This is a genomic window from Phormidium sp. FACHB-1136 (assembly GCF_014697375.1).
In the GTDB taxonomy this organism is placed as follows: domain Bacteria; phylum Cyanobacteriota; class Cyanobacteriia; order Phormidesmidales; family Phormidesmidaceae; genus Nodosilinea.
On the sequence record NZ_JACJRS010000015.1, the window covers coordinates 56,397 to 74,799 of the forward strand.

General features: G+C 59.4%; 15 protein-coding genes. 8 read left to right on the plus strand and 7 right to left on the minus strand.

Annotated features, from left to right (window positions below; all coding sequences use genetic code 11):
• The first annotated feature begins 30 nt into the window (after positions 1 to 30).
• Positions 31 to 228, plus strand: coding sequence for a hypothetical protein (locus tag H6G62_RS06890; protein WP_190493390.1), 198 nt, complete (start codon positions 31 to 33; stop codon positions 226 to 228).
• 89 nt (positions 229 to 317) lie between these two features.
• On the opposite strand, the gene H6G62_RS06895 is transcribed toward H6G62_RS06890, so the two are convergent.
• Entirely contained in the window at positions 318 to 2,153 is a 1,836-nt protein-coding gene (locus H6G62_RS06895; protein ID WP_242051862.1) for an adenylate/guanylate cyclase domain-containing protein, read from the minus strand.
• A 140-nt stretch (positions 2,154 to 2,293) separates the two neighbouring features.
• Entirely contained in the window at positions 2,294 to 4,231 is a 1,938-nt protein-coding gene (locus H6G62_RS06900; RefSeq protein ID WP_190493392.1) for an adenylate/guanylate cyclase domain-containing protein, read from the minus strand.
• Between the two features lie 236 nt (positions 4,232 to 4,467).
• Here H6G62_RS06900 and H6G62_RS06905 point away from each other — a divergent pair, with 236 nt between their 5' ends.
• Together H6G62_RS06905 and H6G62_RS06910 are read left to right on the plus strand one after the other, a co-directional pair.
• A complete protein-coding gene (locus H6G62_RS06905; RefSeq protein WP_190493394.1) occupies positions 4,468 to 5,781 on the plus strand; it encodes an MFS transporter in 1,314 nt (437 codons plus the stop codon).
• Positions 5,782 to 6,183: 402 nt separating this feature from the next.
• The gene (locus H6G62_RS06910; protein ID WP_190493396.1) at positions 6,184 to 7,311 is read left to right on the plus strand and encodes an META domain-containing protein; all 1,128 of its coding nucleotides are present in this window, start codon (positions 6,184 to 6,186) and stop codon (positions 7,309 to 7,311) included.
• A gap of 85 nt (positions 7,312 to 7,396) precedes the next feature.
• Here H6G62_RS06910 and H6G62_RS06915 read toward each other — a convergent pair whose 3' ends face one another.
• Positions 7,397 to 8,263, minus strand: coding sequence for a M48 family metallopeptidase (locus tag H6G62_RS06915; RefSeq protein WP_190493398.1), 867 nt, complete (start codon positions 8,261 to 8,263; stop codon positions 7,397 to 7,399).
• A 194-nt stretch (positions 8,264 to 8,457) separates the two neighbouring features.
• Between H6G62_RS06915 and H6G62_RS06920 the strand changes: the two genes are divergently transcribed.
• Positions 8,458 to 8,997, plus strand: a complete 540-nt coding sequence (locus tag H6G62_RS06920) for a DUF4330 domain-containing protein (protein ID WP_190493400.1) — start codon at positions 8,458 to 8,460, stop codon at positions 8,995 to 8,997.
• Positions 8,998 to 9,041: 44 nt separating this feature from the next.
• A complete protein-coding gene (gene bioB, locus H6G62_RS06925; protein ID WP_190493402.1) occupies positions 9,042 to 10,085 on the plus strand; it encodes a biotin synthase BioB in 1,044 nt (347 codons plus the stop codon).
• Between the two features lie 64 nt (positions 10,086 to 10,149).
• Here bioB and H6G62_RS06930 read toward each other — a convergent pair whose 3' ends face one another.
• The 3 genes from H6G62_RS06930 to H6G62_RS06940 all read right to left on the minus strand — a co-directional run bounded on the left by H6G62_RS06930 (position 10,150) and on the right by H6G62_RS06940 (position 13,562).
• A complete protein-coding gene (locus H6G62_RS06930; protein ID WP_242051863.1) occupies positions 10,150 to 11,430 on the minus strand; it encodes an MltA domain-containing protein in 1,281 nt (426 codons plus the stop codon).
• 26 nt (positions 11,431 to 11,456) lie between these two features.
• Positions 11,457 to 11,711: a hypothetical protein gene (locus H6G62_RS06935; RefSeq protein ID WP_190493404.1), complete on the minus strand. Its 255-nt coding sequence runs from the start codon at positions 11,709 to 11,711 to the stop codon at positions 11,457 to 11,459.
• 333 nt (positions 11,712 to 12,044) lie between these two features.
• Positions 12,045 to 13,562 carry a DUF4912 domain-containing protein gene (locus H6G62_RS06940; RefSeq protein WP_190493406.1) on the minus strand — a complete coding sequence of 506 codons (1,518 nt, stop codon included), beginning with the start codon at positions 13,560 to 13,562 and terminating at the stop codon, positions 12,045 to 12,047.
• Positions 13,563 to 13,967: 405 nt separating this feature from the next.
• Here H6G62_RS06940 and H6G62_RS06945 point away from each other — a divergent pair, with 405 nt between their 5' ends.
• The 3 genes from H6G62_RS06945 (at position 13,968) to H6G62_RS06955 (ending at position 18,047) form a co-directional block, all read left to right on the plus strand.
• A complete protein-coding gene (locus H6G62_RS06945) occupies positions 13,968 to 14,492 on the plus strand; it encodes a peptidylprolyl isomerase (protein ID WP_190493408.1) in 525 nt (174 codons plus the stop codon).
• 260 nt (positions 14,493 to 14,752) lie between these two features.
• Entirely contained in the window at positions 14,753 to 16,522 is a 1,770-nt protein-coding gene (locus H6G62_RS06950; protein WP_190493410.1) for an N-acetylmuramoyl-L-alanine amidase, read from the plus strand.
• A 127-nt stretch (positions 16,523 to 16,649) separates the two neighbouring features.
• The gene (locus tag H6G62_RS06955) at positions 16,650 to 18,047 is read left to right on the plus strand and encodes an 8-oxoguanine deaminase (RefSeq protein WP_347239303.1); all 1,398 of its coding nucleotides are present in this window, start codon (positions 16,650 to 16,652) and stop codon (positions 18,045 to 18,047) included.
• Positions 18,048 to 18,076: 29 nt separating this feature from the next.
• Here H6G62_RS06955 and H6G62_RS06960 read toward each other — a convergent pair whose 3' ends face one another.
• Positions 18,077 to 18,274, minus strand: a complete 198-nt coding sequence (locus H6G62_RS06960; protein WP_199324800.1) for a phage integrase N-terminal SAM-like domain-containing protein — start codon at positions 18,272 to 18,274, stop codon at positions 18,077 to 18,079.
• Positions 18,275 to 18,403 lie beyond the last annotated feature (129 nt).

Consider the following 18,403-nt stretch of genomic DNA (forward strand, 5'->3'; position numbering starts at 1 on the left):
CTCCGCCCAAGCTTACCGAGAGGTTCCGCCATGTCTGCCCAAGATCAAGCCCGTGTGCTGATGATGCGCCACCACCATATGATTAAAAACCGCCAGCAGTCTATGCTGTGTCGCACGAATGAAGAGGTAGGGATGCCCGGTGATGCTCACCACTGGAGCAGTATCCAAGGCAAGCCTTCCGCCAATGCCGCCCGCAGCTACGACCGCAGTGGCTCGGCCATGAGCTAGATTTCCCGTTGGTCTGTCCATCTTGGCATTGGTGTCGAGTTCGTTAGTCTTGAACCCGTTGTCTTGAACCCGTTGTCTTGAACCCGCCCTCACGGCTGAATACCCCCCGCTGACCTGGCTGGCACAGTCCCCAGGGGCGGGGTGTTTTGTGGGGGGTGGGATGATGGGAACCTTGGCCCGCGCAGCCAGTAGGTTTCCATGCTGCCTCGGCCCTTGACTTGGATGGTGCCCCTCGGTTCGAGGTAATAGCGATCCTTGAGGTGTTGGTAGGTGCTGGCGGTGACTTGAATTCGACCCGGTTCCCCCAGAGATTCCATGCGGCTGGCCACATTCACCGCATCGCCCCAGAGGTCGTAGATAAATTTCTTGGTGCCAATCACCCCGGCCACCACCACCCCGGTGTTGATGCCAATGCGAAGCCGCAGGGGTTCCCCAGCCATCACTTCAAAGGCCGTGGTGACCTGCTGCATGGCTAGGGCCATGTCGGCCAGTGCTTCGGCATGGTCGGGGCGGGGGGTGGGCAGACCAGCGGCCACCATGTAGGCATCGCCAATGGTTTTGATTTTTTCGAGGCCAAACTGTTCTGCCAACGCATCAAAGGCGGAGAAAATTCGGTTCAGCAACTCCACCAGTTGAATCGGCGAGAGGTGGCGGGAGAGTTGGGTAAACTCTACAATGTCCGCGAACAAAATGCTGACCTCATCGAAATGCTGGGGCACGGAGGTGCGGCTATGCATCAGTTCGTCGGCGATGGGCCCTGGCAGGATGTTCAGCAGCAGGGTTTCGGCCCGTTGTTGCTCCGCTTGCAGCTTTTCAGCGCTCACTTGCAGGTCGTCTAGCATGGCGTTCACCTGCTGGGTGAGGTGACTGAGTTCGTCCTCGCCCTGTACCGCCACTCGCTGGGTGAGGTCATTGGTGGTGCCAATGGATCGCACCTCCTGGCTAAGCCGGATCACCCGTTGCAAAATCGCCCGATCCAGCAGCAGCAAAATGGCCCCGGTGAACAGTACACAGGCTCCCAACAGAGCCAACCCAAGGGTTCTGCGGCTAAGCTCTCCCTGGTGATGGAGGTCGCGGGGGAGGGATACCTCCAGCAGGGCTTGGGGCTGGCCGTAGATATTCGACCAGAGGGCATAGCCCTTCAGTAGGTTCCGGTCTTGAATCTGAAGCTGGGTGGGGGATGGGGAGTCTCCGAGGGCAGGGCGGAAGTCGAGGCGGGAGGGGGGCAGGCTCGGCACCTGGGCCAGCAAGTCCGCCACGATGGCCTGGAGGGGGGTAGAGCCAAGGGCGTCAAGCTCAGGGTGAATCGTGAGATTGATCTGGGTGCGCTGCTCCAGATCCTCCTCCACGGCTGCATTGAGGTAGCGCCCCATCAATAGGGATCCGGCGGCGGGGCCGATATTATCATTGCGTAGGATCGGCTTGACCACCGTTAGGATCAGTTGATCCTTCACGGGCAAAAGCCCCTCGTGATAGTGGGCCAGGTGGGGGAATTGCAGAAGTGGGCTCTCGGCGGTGAGATGGGTCAGGAGATCCGGGGGGATGGCCGTCACCAACCGCCTAGACGGAATATCGTAGTGGACGCCGTGGACGATCTGTCCGGCGGTGTTGATCACAATGATGAAGTTTAGGTCTAGGTTGCGCAGGGCCGAAGCCTTGAGGTTGTCTTCGATGTAGCGGTCATTCTCCCCTTTGGCAAACCCATAGGTTTCGTCCCAAGCGGCCCAGTCGCTGGTGAGCCGTTGCAGTTGATCTAGATCGTTGGCCAGGGCTTGCTCCACCCGCTGCACATTGCGCTGGGCATCTTCCTGCTCTAGGCGCTGATAGCTGCGCTGCAACATCATCGATAGACTGGCGTAGATCATCACCAGAAACCCCAGTACGGGCACGGTGATCAACAGCAGGGTTTGATGGCGTAGGTTCATTGTCGGGGGCGAGCGTGGGACAGGCTCAGAGAAATCACCTAGGGCAAATCAGAGAGATCTCCTGTAGCCTACTGCCTGACTACCCCATTAGGCGATAGCAATTCGGATAACCGAGGGCGGATCTGCGACTTTACAGACTTTTAGGACATCTCGGCCACCGAGGTGGAATATCCCCCATGGGTTGGGTTAGTGCAGTCTCCAGGGGTGGCGTTGATTGGGGGCGGTTGGGGAGGTTCAGATCGTGGCCCCCGTAGCCAGTAGGTCTCCATGTCGCCCCGGCCCTTGACTGGGATGGTGCCCCTCGGTTCGAGGTGATAGCGATCCTTGAGGCGTTCGTAGGTACTAGCAGTGACTTGGATTCGGCCCGGTTCCCCTAGGGATTCCATGCGGCTGGCCACGTTCACCGCGTCGCCCCAAAGGTCGTAGATAAATTTTTTGGTGCCAATCACCCCGGCCACCACCACCCCAGTGTTGATGCCAATGCGAATACTAATGGGGGCATCTTCGCCAATGTCGAAGTTGGTCACCACATGCTGCATCGCTAGGGCCATTTCGGCAATGGCCTCGGTATGGTCGGGGCGGGGGTTGGGCAGACCAGCCGCCACCATGTAGGCATCGCCAATGGTTTTGATTTTTTCGAGATCAAACTGCTCGGCGAGGGCGTCAAAGCTGGAGAAAATATCGTTGAGGATCTGCACTAACCGAATCGGCGATAGGCGGCTAGACAACTGGGTAAAGCCCACAATGTCGGCAAAGAGAATGGTCACCTCATCAAAGTGCTGGGGCACCGAGGTGCTGGTGTGCATCAACTCGTCGGCGATGGGCTCTGGCAGGATGTTCAGCAGCAGGTTTTCAGCCCGCTGTTGCTCTGCTTGCAGCTTTTTAGAACTCTCCTGAATCTCATCCAACATGGCGTTCACCCGCTGGCTCAGGTGGCTGAGTTCGTCCTCCCCCTGCACCGCCACCCGCTGGGTGAGGTCGTTGGTTTGGCCAATGTGCTCCACCTCCTGGCTGAGGGTCACCATGCGCCGCAAAATCACCCGATCCAGCAGCAGCAAAATGGCTCCGGTGGAAATCACACAGGCTCCTAGCAGCGCCAGCCCCAGGGTTTGGCGGCTGAGTTGTCCTTGTCGATAGATATCACGGGGGAGGTTCACCTCTAGGAGCGCCTGGGGTTGGCCGTAGATATTGGGCCACAGGGCATAGCCCTTGAGCAAGGTGTGATCCTGAGCGGTTAGCCGCGTGGGGGATGGGGTGCGTCCTAGGGTCGGTGTCTGGACTCGGTTGGCGGCAAGGCGTGCAGCGGCTTCGGCCATCAACGGATCCAGAATGGCTGGTATGTTATGGGCCTGCCCCGGATTGTTCAGCCCCAGCTTGTCTAGATGACCCCGGTTGCCCAGATGACCCCGGTTGCCCAGATCCGCCCCTGCGGCAAGATCTATCGCGTCTAGGTCTGGGTGAACGGTGAAACTCACCTGGGTGCGACGGATTAGATCCGCCTCCACCGACGAATTGAGATAGCGGCCTATGAGTATGGCTCCCCTGGGTGGCCCGGTGGCGTCACTCCGCAAAATTGGCTCCACCACCGCTAGGATCAGGTGGTCATCCACGCGCATCAACCCCTGGTGGTGATAGGCCACATGGGGAAACTTCAGCAATGGACTATCCGCCTCCAGTTGGGCCAGGATGCCGGGGGGAACGGGGGCAAACTCGCCCTGTTCCAAGTTGTAGGCGTTGCTATAGATCACCTCGCCCTGGGTGTTCACCAGCACGATGAGATTGATCCTCAGGCTTTCAAAGGCGTACTTTTGAAAGTTGGAGGCCACGTAGGCGGCGTTGCCGTCCCGAATAAATTGATAGGTGTCATCCCGGACGGCCCAGTCCTCCGTGACACTATGCAACTGGTTCAGATCGCTGATCGCAGCTTCCTCCACCCGCTGCACATTGCGCTGGGCGTCCTCTTGCTCTAGGCGGTGATAGCTACGCTGCAAAACCACGGATAGACTGGCATAGACAAGCACCAGAAACCCCAGCAGGGGAACCGTCGTCAACAGCAGCGTTTTATGGCGTAGGTTCATTATTAAACGCAAGCTTTGGGCAAGCTGGGGGAGGTTCCCTAGAATCCACTGAGGACAAACCAGAGGCCCCCCTGTAGCCTACTGCGTGACTACCCAATCCGGCGAGGCAAATCCGGATAATCTAGGGCCAAGAGTCGTTTTCTGTAATCCAGCCATTCTCCTAAACATTTGTTTACATTAAGAGATGGGGCACCCTTGCCCCAGGGCGTGATCATCTCATCGGGGAGCCTTCCAGCGTGACTATTTTTTCCACCTTTAGCCCATCGGTGCGGGCCAATTTAGCCATCTTGTTTGCCGCAGGGCTGTGCTTTTGGTCGGGGTTGGCGGGGCTATTGCCCACCCTGCCCCTGTTCATCGAAACCCTGGGCGGCAGCGGCCAGCAAATCGGTATTGTGATGGCCTCCTTTGCCATTGGGCTGTTGGTGGCGCGTCCGGCCCTGGCTCGTTTGGCGGATACCCGTGGCCGCAAGCTGGTGATGATCATTGGCCTCATCGCCGTGGCCCTGGCTCCCTTTGGCTACTTACTGGTGCAAATGCTGCCCCACCTCCAGTTTCCGATTTCCCTGGGGGCATGGAGGCTAACCGTGGATGGGTCTATCCTCGCCCTCATCGCCATTCGGGCCTTCCACGGTCTCAGCATTGCCGCCTTTGTGGTGGCCTACAGCGCCCTGGTCGTGGATCTGGCTCCCCCTGCCAATCGTGGCGAACTGATTGGTTATATGACCCTCGTGAATCCCCTCGGCCTTGCCCTAGGGCCAGCGCTGGGGGGCTTTTTGTACGAAGCTTCAGGCTTTCGGGTGGCGTTTTTGGTAATGGGGATTCTGGGATTCCTGGGCCTGTTCCTGGTGCTGCGCCTAGAGGAACCCTACCGCCCCGGTGCGGGACAGGCCAAGACCGCTGATACTGCCTTTTGGAGCCAACTTTGGTCAGGTCGGGTGCGCACCCCAGCCATGATTTTACTGCTGGTCGGTCTGGCCTTTGGCACCCTGAGCACCTTTGTGCCCCTCTACGTGCGCGAGGCTGGGTTAGCGCTGAACGTCGGCCTGATCTACGCCGCCTCCGCCGTGGCCAGTTTTACCTCTCGACTGGTGGTGGGCCGAGCCTCCGACCGCTACGGACGGGGACGATTCATCACCGCCAGTCTGCTGATCTATAGCCTCGCTATGGGGATCTTTTGGCTGGCCAATAGCGCTCCCCTGTTTCTGTTGGCTGGGGTAATCCAGGGCTTTGGGGCCGGGACACTGATTCCCATGATTGCCGCCTTGATGGGCGACCGATCCAGCCCCGCCGACCGAGGCCGCACCTTTGGCCTTGCCATGGTGGGGTTTGATGTGGGTATTGCCCTGGCTGGCCCCGTTTTTGGAACCATCGCCGATGCCCTCAGCTATCGCGGCATCTTTGGCCTCGCCGGAGTGATGACCTTGACGGGCCTCCTCATTTTCATTACGGCCTCCAGCAAAGACCTCCCCCACTCCCTCCGCTTTGCCCTCGGTCAAGGGCGCGACATCTACGCCGTAGACGGATGGCAGGGCCAAGCCACACCAGAATAAAACCCGTTGGGGGCCTCCGCTCTGGGTCGTTCTGCTCGTTCTGCGGTCCCAAGTCTGCGTTAAGTAAGACGACAAACAGCATGGAAATGCGCGATCATCAACTCCTGAAAGAGTTTTCCGCTAAAGTGCGCCAGCCATTTCTTGATGCAAAAATCTGGGCCGTTGGCTCACGGGCTAGGGGGAATGCTCAACGGCCAGCAAGTCATCGGAAAATTTGGCGAAATCCTGAAAAACTCACGTTTTTTGACAATAGGTTGTCTGAATCGATCTAGCTCTGTCACCATAGAGAGCAGCTTTGGTGTGAGTTGTGTACGGTTTCCGTTGGCGGGTCTACCTGTCCAACCTCGTCACAGACCTGGTTTTGAGTCCCTGTCTTTCGAGTCAAATTTGGTAAATAAATCCATGAACGCCTTTCGTACCGCCGCTTTTGTAACCGCTTCCGTCGCTTGGATGGGGACGGCCTGTATGGTGCCCGTTAGCCTGGATGAACAGGATGCCCTCGTCGGCACCGTCTGGGAACTTCAGCAAATCCAGATGAATGATGGTGCGCTCTTTGTGCCCAATCCGCCCCAGAACTACACCGTAGAATTTACGGAGGTTGGGGAAGTGTTCATCCAGGCCGATTGCAACCGCGCCGCCGGAGCCTTCAACCTGGTGGATGGCCGCATTACCATCACCCTCGGCCCCACCACCACCGCCGCCTGCCCTGAGGGATCCATCGACACCCGATTCCTGCAAGGTCTGAGCAATGCCAACATGCTCTTCTTCGAGGGCGACGATATGTTCATTGACCTCGCCTACGGTAGTGGCACCATGCAATTCTCTCCCTCCGCCACGGTATCGCTCACGGGCCGCGTCTGGGAACTCCAGGACATTCAGTTCAACGACGGCAAACGCTTAGTGGCTGAGCCCCCAGAAAACTACACCGTCGAGTTTATGGACGATGGTTCCATGGCCGTGCGGGCTGACTGCAACCGGGGCCGGGGCAGCTTTACCGTGCCCGAACCTGGCCGCCTTAGCGTCGATCCCATTGCCACTACCCTAGCCGCCTGTCCCGAGGGTTCCATCGGTGGTGACTTCACCCAATCTCTCAGCAACGCCAACCTGTTCTTCTTCCAGGATGGCCAACTCTTTATTGATTTGGCCTTTGACAGCGGCACCATGCGGTTCCAGGAATCGGCGACTCCCTCGTTGGTGGGTCGTGTCTGGAAGCTCCAGCAAATCCAAATGAACGACGGTTCCCAAACCGTTCCCAACAACCCCGAAAGCTACACGATTGAGTTCATGGATGATGGTGGCGTCGTCGTGCAGGCCGACTGCAACCGGGGGCGGGGCAGCTTTGCCACCACCGCCGACAACCGCATCAACATCACCGGGGTAGCTACCACCCGCATGGCCTGTGCCGAGGGTTCCTCCGACGCCGCCTTCCTGCGGGGTTTGGATAGCGCTAACAGCTACTTCTTCCGGGATGGCCAACTGATTATCGAGCTGATGTATGACAGCGGCAGCATGATCTTCTCAGCGAATTAATCCCAGATCCCCCTCAGCCTCACCATGGCTGAGCCTTAGCCCCTAGCGTCGTTGCTGACCTAGGGGCTTTTGCTGATGGGGAGGACTACAGGCCGCGAATGATCGCTTGGTAGGCGGCGGCATCGGTGCCCACGCCAGCGTTGGCGGCAAAGGTGCCTTCGTTGTGCATGGCCTGAAGGTTGCTGACGCGGTTGCCGGGATTGGGGTGGCTGCTAAGGAACTCCGGTGGGGTGCCGCCTCGACGTTCCAGGGTTTGCATGAAGGTAATGAACCCGGTGGTGTCGTAGCCTGCTCGCCCCATGTTGACAAAGCCCCGTCGGTCGGCGTCGTATTCAGCCTCGCGACTGTTGGGCAATTCCAGGGCCAACTGCATCCCCAGATTCACCAGGGTATCCTGGCGCACCCGCAGGGCTCCAGCAATGCCGTTGGCGATGGCGGCCTGCTGCATTCGATTAATCACATGGCGTCCGGTAATGTGGCCAATTTCGTGGGCCATCACCCCGGCCAGTTCGGCTTCGTTGGCGGCGGCGCGAAGCAGTCCGGTTTGAATATAGACAAATCCGCCCGTGGTGGCAAAGGCATTAATGCTGTCATCGGCCACCACCTGGAAGGTATAGGGGATTTGGGGCCGATCACTGGTGGCGGCGAGGCGTTGCCCAACGGCATTCACATACTCGTTAATGGCGGGGTTGCCGCGATAGATGGTCACCCCTTGGGCCTTGAGCTGCTGGTCAATTTGGCTCCCCAAAGCCACCTCGTCCCGGTCGGACATATTACTGAGCTGGATGTATCGAACCCCCTGGAACAGCAACTCCAGCAAGTTGGCCTGGGAGGGCGTGGGGGTGGCCAGCCCAATCCCCATCGCCAACACCAGCGCCATCACAACGTAGAGACCCCGTCGATATAGGTAGCGCACAAGGGTGCGCGAAGCGGTGGTAAGTCTTAAAAACATGGGAGGTGTGCCCTATCAACGTAATATCAGGATGCCCATTTCGTTCCCCAGACGCATCAATCGCCGGAGAAGTGCCAGTTCCCACCGCAAGGCAACACAGAGGGGCTGGCCTATGCTTCAATGGTATCGGCTTGGCCCATGGGCTGATGCCTTCGTTCCTATCCTGTTCTAGGCCCAGAGGGGCACCCATCACCATGACAATCATCGACTCCAAAGGACGCCTATTTGGCAAAGTCAGCCTGCTCGACGTGGGAGCCGCGCTGATTATTTTGATGGTGCTAGGTGGCATTTTCCTCTACCCCGGAACGTCTGGGTCGGTGGCCCAGGTGGGGGCAACGATGCGGCCCGTCGAGGTGGATTTAATGGTGCGGGGGCTGTCGTCCTCCAATCCCGATCAGTTGTTTAACTCCATCCAAAACGCTGAGACCGTCAACATTATTATCCGTAACCAGCCCTACGGACAGGTCAAGGTGAAGTCTGTGCAGCGGCTATCTCGATCCACCACCGTGCCCCAACCCGATGGCAGTGTCCTTGCCATGCCCGACCCGCGCCCAGAACTCAACTACACCATCGACATGCTGATCACTCTGGAGGGAGAGGCGCAAATTACCGACACTGGCCCGGTGTTTGGCAACAGCAAGGTGAAGGTAGGGACGCCCATTGAACTTGATGGCGATCTCTATAACTTCAATACCAGCACCGTAGACGTGCGAATCTTAGATAATCCATCCTAGTCTCCCCCTTCCCTTCCCTCCCTCACCTCAAGGAATTCCGTTCGATGACCGTTGCGCCTCTGTCCGCTGTTGACCTCGCCCCCTCGACCGTTTCCCCCTGGTTTGCCCTGGCAGATCAATCCTTGGCTGGGGACGTTATCAGTCGGGACGATGCCCACCGGGTGCTGGCCTCGGCGGATGAGGAGTTACTAGAACTGCTGGCGGCGGTGTATCGGGTGCGGCGGCACCACTGGGGCAATCGGGTGCGGCTACACTTTTTGCTGAATGCCCAAAGCGGCCTCTGTCCCGAAGATTGCCACTACTGCTCCCAGTCCAAAATTTCCAGCGCCGATATCGAAAAATATCCCTTCATGGCCCAGGATCAAATCCTAGCCGCTGCCGAACGGGCTCACAGTCTCAAGGCGGGCACCTTCTGTATGGTCATTTCTGGGCGGTCTCCCTCGGAGCGGGTGTTTAGCCAAGTGCTCGACACCGTACGCCAGGTGAAAGCCCGCTACCCGATGAAACTCTGCGCCTGCCTGGGCCTTCTGGATGAACAGCAAACCCAACAGCTCGCCGAAGCCGGGGTAGATCGGGTGAACCACAACCTCAATACCTCCGAGGCCCACCACGAAGACATCTGCACCACCCACACCTTCCAAGACCGGATGGACACCCTGCGGGCGGTGCAATCGGCGGGCATCACCACCTGCTCTGGCGGTATCTTTGGCATGGGCGAAAGCCACGACGACATCATCGACATGGCCCTGACCCTACGCCAGATCAACGTCACCAGCGTTCCCCTCAATTTCCTCATTCCCATCCCCGGCACCCCCTTTGAAGGCCGTCAGGAACTCACCCCGCGTCAGTGTTTGCGCATTCTCAGCCTGTTTCGGCTGCTGCTGCCCAGCCAAGAAATCCGCATTGCCGGGGGCCGAGAAGTCCAACTGCGCCAACTGCAACCCCTAGGGCTCTATGCCGCCAACTCCATCTTCATCGGCGACTACCTCACCACCCCCGGCCAAGCCGCCCAGGCCGATTTCGACATGATCCGTGATGCGGGATTCGTCCTGGAAGACCCCGACGGCAAAGCACTGGCGGATATCTAACCTATCTAACGCCTACATCCCTTTCCGCTCCCACCCCGCCCGCTGCCCTGGATGGTTTCAGGAGCTATAGTCTGAGCAGCAGGTAATAGAGGTGGCCAGGGGTGTTGATGCGGCCCGCCAGTTCGCCCGCTTCGGGGCCAGATCCGACAAAGAGATCCACCCGACCGGGGCCGATGATCGCGCCGCCCGTGTCTTGATCCAGCACGAGGCGGGTGGTGGGTTGGCTGTCCCAATCGCCGCTGGGGGTGCGTTGGGGCAGGGGCGCTTGGATGATCGCCATGGCTCCGGGCGGCATTAGGGTTTTGTCGGTGGCGATGGAGTGGCCAGCGGTGACGGGAACGCTGAGACTGCCCGTGGGTGGCCCGCCATCGGTGGCTCGAAAGAAAATAAACCGCTCGTTTTTGGGAATGTAGGTGTCGAGTTCGTCGGGGTGGGCCTCGAAGTAGGCCAGCAGATTGGGCAGGGATAGATCCTCGGCGGCGATTTTGCCGTCCTCCACCAGGGCGCGGCCAATGCTGGTGTAGGGATAGTCCGTATGTCCGGCATAGCCCACGGTCATCACGCGGCCATCGGTGAGGCCCAGCTTGGCGGAACCCTGCACCTGCACCAGGAAAGCCTCTAAACGACTCGCCAGCCACACCAGCTCCAGCCCTTGCAATGGCCCCCGACTCCCCTGCAACCCGTCGATTCCTTCTAGCTCTAGGCGGGTAGGATGTGGGGTCGGCCAGGTGTCTAAATCGGCGGGGCGACGATAGAGGGGATAGCGAAATTCGGCGGTGGGGACGGGGCTGGCGGCAAAGTAAGGCTCGAAATAGCCTGTAAAGCCCACGGTGCCCTCGCCATCTCGCCCTGTGGATTGGTACAGCACAAACTCCCGCGCTAGGGCCGCTTGGAAGGCGGCATCGTTGGGGCTATTTTGCACCAACTGGCGCAGGCGGCGCAGGCTGCGGGTCACCCGTTCCTGGGTAATGCCCGGTGTGAGTTGGGCCTGGTAGTCCGTAGCGGCCTTGGGGGTCGCCAGGTAGGTAAGGCTGTGCTGAATGGCTTGCAACAGGGGGCGACGATCCTGGGGCAGATGCACCGTGGCCCAAAAATCGGCCATTTCTGCTGTGGGGACGGGTTGCAGGGGTACCATGGGCACCGGATTGGGGACAACCGTAGCCTGGGCCAAAACATCACTTGCGCTGGCTGGGCCGAGCCGTTCTCCCATGGACGAAAACCCACGGATCGCCTGACCCCTGTCCATGGCCAAGCTAGACCCCTGAGCCGCTAGCAATGCTAGCAGCCCACCCAGCACCAATCGTCCTAACCCCACGGCTCGACGATTCAACCGATCTATACCCATCACGTCTTTGCCTACCGAGAGACCCGCTAATATCGTTCGACGCTGGAACTGAAGACGGGTTCCACCCGAATGGCGGCAAGGCGGGAGGGCCGGATCACCATATACTCGCCCGGATTGACCTTGGGCAGGGGCACGGTAATAAATTCGTCGGACGCGGCTTTCGGCATCAGTTCGCCGCTGTACCATTTCTGAAAGTCTTGGATGGAGGAGAAGCGCACTTCTTCGTGATGGCCCCCATCAAACAGCATGTGAATCACGTATTCACTGGGCGTTCTTGGCATGGTTTGCGCTCCCTTCTGTTGTCCGACCCCTATTATGGGCTGTTTACCTTCAAAAATTGCATGGGCTTCGGGATTTTTTTGCTGTCCCTAATCCCACCCCACCCCTAGGGCTTTCCCGCCGCCTATTAGACTAAGGTGGATAGGCTTAACATGAATTTGACATTAATACAGATGCCTAGTGGTTTGTCAGGGTTATTTAGGGTTGCAGATATCCTCAAAGCCCTTCGACGGTTCGACTATTCGACAAGCTCATAGCTCACGGCTCAGGACGACCGTAAACGGCACGTTCGGGCTGAGCCTGTCGGATCCCTAATTCTTAGTCTTGACACTGTACTAGCCTCCTCCTGCCGCAGCCGAGGCGGAATCGGGGGCTACGGCACAGGCGGGTACATGCACCGCTGCCGATTTAGTGAGGGGGAGCCAGTGGTTTTCCTGGGTGACATAGCCTAATTCTGCTAGGTAAGATCGGTCATCGGCGGGAATGGGGATGTGTAGATCCTGCTGCTCTTCCGTAACAGGGAACTGGTCAATCCGGTTGGGGGGGTGGCGTTCCACATCGCGGTCGGTGACGTCTAAAAGCCGTAGGGTTAGAGCACGTCCACCCCGTTCCCGCTGCTTGGCCCGCAGTTCGTCGGGCACTTCCCAATAGGCGTAGGCACGGCGACAGTGGCGCGGGGTAAGCACCAGGCGTCCGGTGGGTTCTGGCTGAGGGGCCATGGCCACGGCGGTTTGCTGGGTTTGACGTTGCAGCAACCACCACAGCAGCCCCCCCAACAGCGGAATAGCCACCAGCCACCCCCATGCCTGTTCCCGCTCTGCCCAGGGGCGAGGTTGGGCGGCATTACTGGTCACTGGGTTGGGGGCGGTTGGGGAGTCAAGGGCATTGACTTCAGCCTCTACGGGGGCCGCAATGGTCGGATCGATAGCCGCTGGGGTGGCCCTGATTGGGGTCTCCGCCACGGAGCCCTCGGATGCGGGGGTAGCCATGGCTATGACGGGCGGCGGGGTGAGGTTGGCTGGGGTATTCACCATGCCCAAAAAGGCTAGGGCCGAGGGGCTGGGGTTGTTGCCGTTGTAGACGTAGAGGCGGGGCTGAGAGTAGGGATAGCGGCCATCGGTAGGCGGCACCCCATCCACGCTTAGCAGACGCACATCCCCTCGGCCTTGCACCTGGGATACCACCGCATAGCCCAGGCCATCATTGCCCAAGGCAGCGATCACGGCATCAGTGCTGTCCTCTGTCACGGGGGTCACGGTGGGGCCAGGGTTCAGCCCTTTTTCCGCAAAACCGGGATATTGCCCTAGCGCTTGTCGGGTATCGCTGCTGGCGGGCCGATCCACAAACCGGAGGGGAAGATCAGGGCCACCCAACGCCGCCCAGTTGTTGATCTCGCCATAGAAGATCGGGGCGAGGTGATCGAGGGTGAGGCCACCGCTAAAGGGGTTTTGCGGCCCCACAATCAGCGCAATTTTCTCGCGGCTGATCGGCACCTCCACCAAACCCTGCGCCCGTTCCTCCTCCGTCAGACGACGCCCTAGGGCGACCACATCGGCTTCTCCCCGCCGCAGATTTTCGAGGGCCGTATTGGCATCGCTGGTGTTCAGTTGAATGGTCAGGTCGGGAAACCGCTCTAGCATCCGCTGCTGAAACCCTTGGTTGACCAGCACCATACTGGATGCCCCATCGAGGGTGAGGGTGGCATTGGCTGGAAGCTGGTCGGGAATCGGGAAAACCGGAGCTTCTAGGGCTTCCTCCGCTAGGGCTGAGGCTGGGAAGGCGAGATGGCCTAGGGCGGCAGCGCTAAGGGTGCAGGTGGCTAGGACGGTAACAGTAGATCGCAGGGAGGCCATGGTGACTAATGGGCGGCAACGATACGCTAATCCAAACGTTTCAAAAGGCTAGATTCCAACGATACGCTGATCCGAATGGTCGAATCTAGTTCAAGCGAATCCAGGACAGGCAAACCGAGTTCAGGCGCATCCAGTTAAACAGTACCGGAAAACCCCTGCCAACAATGGCCCCGCCCACAAGCGGTAGAATTTCTTAATTTCTCACCCCATCCATGCGCTAGGGGCATCGCCCATGGAAACGCCGCGAGGATGCGGGATAATGCCAACGGGGGTGCTACCCTAAGCCGATGACATACCGTTGCGCCCTACCCCATGCCCTAGGCTCGGTGGGTATGGCTCCATGGTCTTCGGCCTACACCCCGTGATCCTGACTCATACCCATCCCTGAACGAATTGAACGAACCCATGACAGACTCCACCAATCCCAAGGTTTTTTTTGATATCACCATTGGCGGCACCCCCGCTGGCCGCATTGTGATGGAATTGCGGGCTGATGTTGCCCCCAAAACCGCCGAGAACTTCCGGGCGCTGTGTACCGGAGAAAAAGGCATGGGCACCGCTGGCAAACCCCTGCACTTCAAAGGATCGAGTTTCCATCGCATCATCCCCGAATTTATGTGCCAAGGGGGCGACTTCACCCGTGGCAATGGCACTGGGGGCGAGTCGATCTACGGAGCCAAATTTGCCGACGAAAACTTTACCCTCAAGCACACGAGCCCTGGACTGCTGAGCATGGCCAACGCTGGCCCCAACACCAACGGCTCACAGTTTTTCCTCACCACCGTATCCACGCCCTGGCTAGATGGCAAGCACGTCGTTTTCGGCAGCGTCGTCGAAGGGATGGATGTCGTTGAAACCATGGAACAAGTAGGTAGCCGTAGCGGCCAAACCTCCCAGCCTGTGGTGATTGCAGACTGTGGCGAACTCTAGGGATGGACTGGCGTCGGTATCCATGAGCGCCTAAACGCAACGCTTAAGAGGGCGTTTGAACAGCGATCTGCTGGAGCTTTAGTCACCTGCCGATCCCCCCTGCCCCCCTTAAAAAGGGGGGTATTAACGTCCCCCTTCTTAAGGGGGATTTAGGGGGATCTCCACGTTTGCTACAGCCCATAGGACTTTTCAAACATCTTCATCAATGTACTGATAAAGGCACTGGCGCTGAAGTGAGCGAAGGAGGAGGGGAAACAGGTATGGCATGGTCCTGGGGATGGGCGGCAACGCTGGGCATGGTGGCAGGGGTTGGCATGGCGGAGGTGGCGATGGCGCAGTCATCGATCCAAGTGGTGTATCCCCCGGCCAATCACCAAACCACGGCGGCGCAGATTTTTTTCATTGGCACCGCCGACCCCAGTCAGCCTATGTTCATTAACGGCGTTCCCATTGACAACCGCAGCCCCGCCGGACATTTTGCCCCCAGCCTGCCGCTAGAACTTGGCCCCAACCAATTCACCCTAACCCAAGGGGGCCAAACGCTGGATCTCATCATTACCCGTGTGCCCAGTGGCCCCACCCTGCCCGACCCACCCGGTTTTGTGGTCGATTCCCTTTGGCCCCAGGTCAACGTAACCCGTCAGCCCGATGAGTTGATCTGTCTCTCAGCCATTGGCCCCGCCTCAGCGATGGTCACAGCCCAATTAGCCAACCAACCCATAACCCTGCTGCCCCAGGCGACCAGCCAGTTGCCCAGCAATGCGGCGGTCTTGGTGGATCAAAACAATCCCGTGGATTTAGATGGCCCCATGGTCTACCGGGGTTGCCTGACGACGGATCGGACGGGCAACCTGGGCCAACCCACCTATCGTCTGGTGTACCAAGGCCGCACGGAAACCGTCAGCGCCCCTGGGCAGGTCAGCCTCCTTGCATCCAATCAAATTGAAGTGGCCGAAGTGACCGCCGCTGCCGGGGTGGCCCGCACTGGCCCCAGCACCGACTATTCTCGCCTCACACCCCTGCCCCAGGGTACCCGCGCCCAAATTACCGGACGGGAGGGCGACTGGCTACGGCTCGACTATGGTGGCTGGATTCGCACCAGTGAAACCCAACTCGTCCCCAGTGGTGCGCCACCGCACTCCCTCATTCGCGGCATCACCTCTCGCCAGGTGGGCGACTGGACGGAGGTTTCCTTCCCGTTGCAGGTGCCCGTTCCCGTCAGCGTTTACCAAACCGGGGAGACCTTCACCCTGACGCTGCACAACACCACTCCCCAAACCGACACCATCTTCGTCGGCAACGATGGCCTAATTGAACGGCTCGACTGGCAACCGATTCTGCCCAACCAGGCGGAATACACCTTCCACTTTGCCACCGATCAGCAGTGGGGCTACAACCTGCGCTACGAAGGCACCACCCTGATTCTGTCCCTCAAGCATCCCCCTCGCCTGGGTCGCCTACCCCTCCAGGGCACCACGATTTTGATTGATCCCGGCCATGGCGGCGACGAACTGGGGGCACGCGGCCCCAATGGCATCCCCGAAAAGACCGTCAATTTGGATGTATCCCTGCTGTTGCAAGCAGCCCTAGAACGGCGGGGAGCCACCGTCATCATGACCCGCACCGACGACAGCACCAGCGGCCCCAACGACCGCGCCGCCCAAATCAACCGCGACCAGCCCACCCTCGCCCTCAGCATCCACTACAACGCCCTGCCCGACAGCGGCGATGCCCTCAACACGGCTGGAATTGGCATGTTTTGGTTCCATGCCCAGGCCCACGACCTAGCCCAGTTTTTGCATGATTACCTGGTCACTGAGCTAGACCGACCTTCCTACGGCGTGTTTTGGAACAACCTCGCCCTCACCCGCCCCCACGTTGCCCCCTCGGTGCTGCTGGAACTGGGCTTTATGATCAACCCCACCGAGTTTGAATGGATCGTTGACCCCCAAGCCCAGGCCCAACTGGCGGAAACCATGGCCGATGGCGTGGCTGAGTGGGTGCAGCGGCAGGGGAGAACAGGGCAATAACCGAAGCCAACCAAGGAAGCCATGTCGGTATTGTAGGACGCTATCCTAGCCCCGGCTTCAGCCTACTATAGTCGATACTCCTGACAGTCCCGCCGAGTCCTAGGGGAATGTGGCCTAGGACGGGAGTGTGATAGTCGTTGAATTACCGCTGTGCGAGGATGACCTGCCCATGACCACGCTGCTCGTCAAGAACTGCCACACGCTAATCACCATGGACGGCCAGCGGCGGGAGATTCGCGGCGGCGGGTTGTTCATTCGCGATCACGTCATCGAGCAGGTGGGGCCAACGGACGCCCTGCCCCAAACGGCGGATCGGGTGATGGATCTGGAGAATCACCTAGTACTGCCCGGATTAGTGAACACCCACCACCACTTTTTCCAGACCCTCACGCGGGTGGTGCCCGGTGCCCAAAATTCCGCCCTGTTCAACTGGCTTAGCTCCCTCTATCCCCTCTGGCAACGCCTGACGCCGGAGGCGATTCGCCTCAGTGCCCAAGTGGCGGCGGCGGAGCTGATCTATTCCGGCTGCACCACCGCCAGCGACCACCTTTATCTCTTTCCCAACGGTTGCCAGCTAGACGACGAAATCGAAGCCGTGCAGGAAATCGGCCTCCGGTTCCACGCCAGCCGGGGCAGCATGAGCGTGGGCCAAAGTAAGGGCGGTCTGCCGCCAGATTCCCTCGTAGAGGACGAAGCCGCGATTTTGAAGGACTCCCAGCGCTTGATCGAGCAGTACCACGACAACCAGCGCCATGCCATGGTACGCATCACCCTGGCTCCCTGTTCCCCCTTCAGTGTCTCCCCCGACCTGATGAAGGAATCCGCCGCCCTGGCCCGTTCCTACCCTGGGGTGCGGTTGCACACCCACCTGGCGGAGAACAACAGCGATGTGGACTACAGCCTGCAAACCTTCGGCCTCACACCGGGAGACTACGCGGCCTCCGTGGGCTGGCTGGGGGAAGATGTGTGGCACGCCCACTGCGTCAAGCTCGACGACCGGGCCATCCACAGCTTTGGCCAAACTGGAACAGGCGTGGCCCACTGCCCCTGTAGCAACATGCGACTGGCCAGCGGCATGGCCCCCATCCGCAAAATGCTGAACCATAACGTACCCGTGGGGCTAGGGGTGGATGGATCCGCCTCCAACGACGGTAGCCACCTGCTAGGGGAGGCCCGCCTTGCGTTCCTAATGGCACGGGTGCGGGAGGAAGACGCCAGTGCCCTCACCGCCCGCGAAGCCCTGGAACTGGCTACCCTCGGCGGCGCACGGGTGCTAGGCCGAGACGACATTGGTGCCCTTGCCCCCGGCATGGCCGCTGATTTTGTCGCCATTAGCCTAGATCGCCTTACCCTCTCCGGCAGCGCCTACGACCCCGTGGCGGCACTGATTTTCTGCCCCATCGACCGGGTAGACTACAGCGTCATCCACGGCAAAACCGTCCTCAGCCCCGATGGTCTGCTGACCCTGGATGGCACCGATCTCCTACACCGTCACCAAGCCCTGGCCCAACAGTTGGCGGATTAGCCCTGGAATGTAGAGGCCGCTACGTGCTCCTACACTGCTAGATGGGCCAGAAACGCCTCTATCTCCGGCACCCCCATTTGATTCGGGTGGCGCTTATTGTGAAACAGGATGTACCGACGAATCCACTGCACATAGATCTGCTCCATGCGGTAAAAGTAGTGCTTTAGCCGAATGGCATCCCGCACTTGATCAAGCAGTCGTTTGGGGGGAGGAGTCGATGCACCCATAGGTAAGTTCGTACTATTTCTAAGGAATGTGGATTAAATAACCTGTACTTCTGGGACGGCAGTGTAGTTCCATTGTGGCAGGGCATCATCAAAGACAATGGACATCGTAGATTTGAAGTCTTTGGCCAC

What these genes read in the sequence shown, in the direction of transcription:
- H6G62_RS06895 (WP_242051862.1), bottom strand. Translation starts at nt 2,153, where the DNA reads ATGAACCTACGCCATCAAACCCTGCTGTTGATCACCGTGCCCGTACTG.
- H6G62_RS06910 (WP_190493396.1), top strand. Translation starts at nt 6,184, where the DNA reads ATGAACGCCTTTCGTACCGCCGCTTTTGTAACCGCTTCCGTCGCTTGG.
- H6G62_RS06890 (WP_190493390.1), top strand. Translation starts at nt 31, where the DNA reads ATGTCTGCCCAAGATCAAGCCCGTGTGCTGATGATGCGCCACCACCAT.
- bioB (WP_190493402.1), top strand. Translation starts at nt 9,042, where the DNA reads ATGACCGTTGCGCCTCTGTCCGCTGTTGACCTCGCCCCCTCGACCGTT.
- H6G62_RS06930 (WP_242051863.1), bottom strand. Translation starts at nt 11,430, where the DNA reads ATGGGTATAGATCGGTTGAATCGTCGAGCCGTGGGGTTAGGACGATTG.
- H6G62_RS06940 (WP_190493406.1), bottom strand. Translation starts at nt 13,562, where the DNA reads ATGGCCTCCCTGCGATCTACTGTTACCGTCCTAGCCACCTGCACCCTT.
- H6G62_RS06935 (WP_190493404.1), bottom strand. Translation starts at nt 11,711, where the DNA reads ATGCCAAGAACGCCCAGTGAATACGTGATTCACATGCTGTTTGATGGG.
- H6G62_RS06900 (WP_190493392.1), bottom strand. Translation starts at nt 4,231, where the DNA reads ATGAACCTACGCCATAAAACGCTGCTGTTGACGACGGTTCCCCTGCTG.
- H6G62_RS06950 (WP_190493410.1), top strand. Translation starts at nt 14,753, where the DNA reads ATGGCATGGTCCTGGGGATGGGCGGCAACGCTGGGCATGGTGGCAGGG.
- H6G62_RS06920 (WP_190493400.1), top strand. Translation starts at nt 8,458, where the DNA reads ATGACAATCATCGACTCCAAAGGACGCCTATTTGGCAAAGTCAGCCTG.
- H6G62_RS06915 (WP_190493398.1), bottom strand. Translation starts at nt 8,263, where the DNA reads ATGTTTTTAAGACTTACCACCGCTTCGCGCACCCTTGTGCGCTACCTA.
- H6G62_RS06945 (WP_190493408.1), top strand. Translation starts at nt 13,968, where the DNA reads ATGACAGACTCCACCAATCCCAAGGTTTTTTTTGATATCACCATTGGC.
- H6G62_RS06960 (WP_199324800.1), bottom strand. Translation starts at nt 18,274, where the DNA reads ATGGGTGCATCGACTCCTCCCCCCAAACGACTGCTTGATCAAGTGCGG.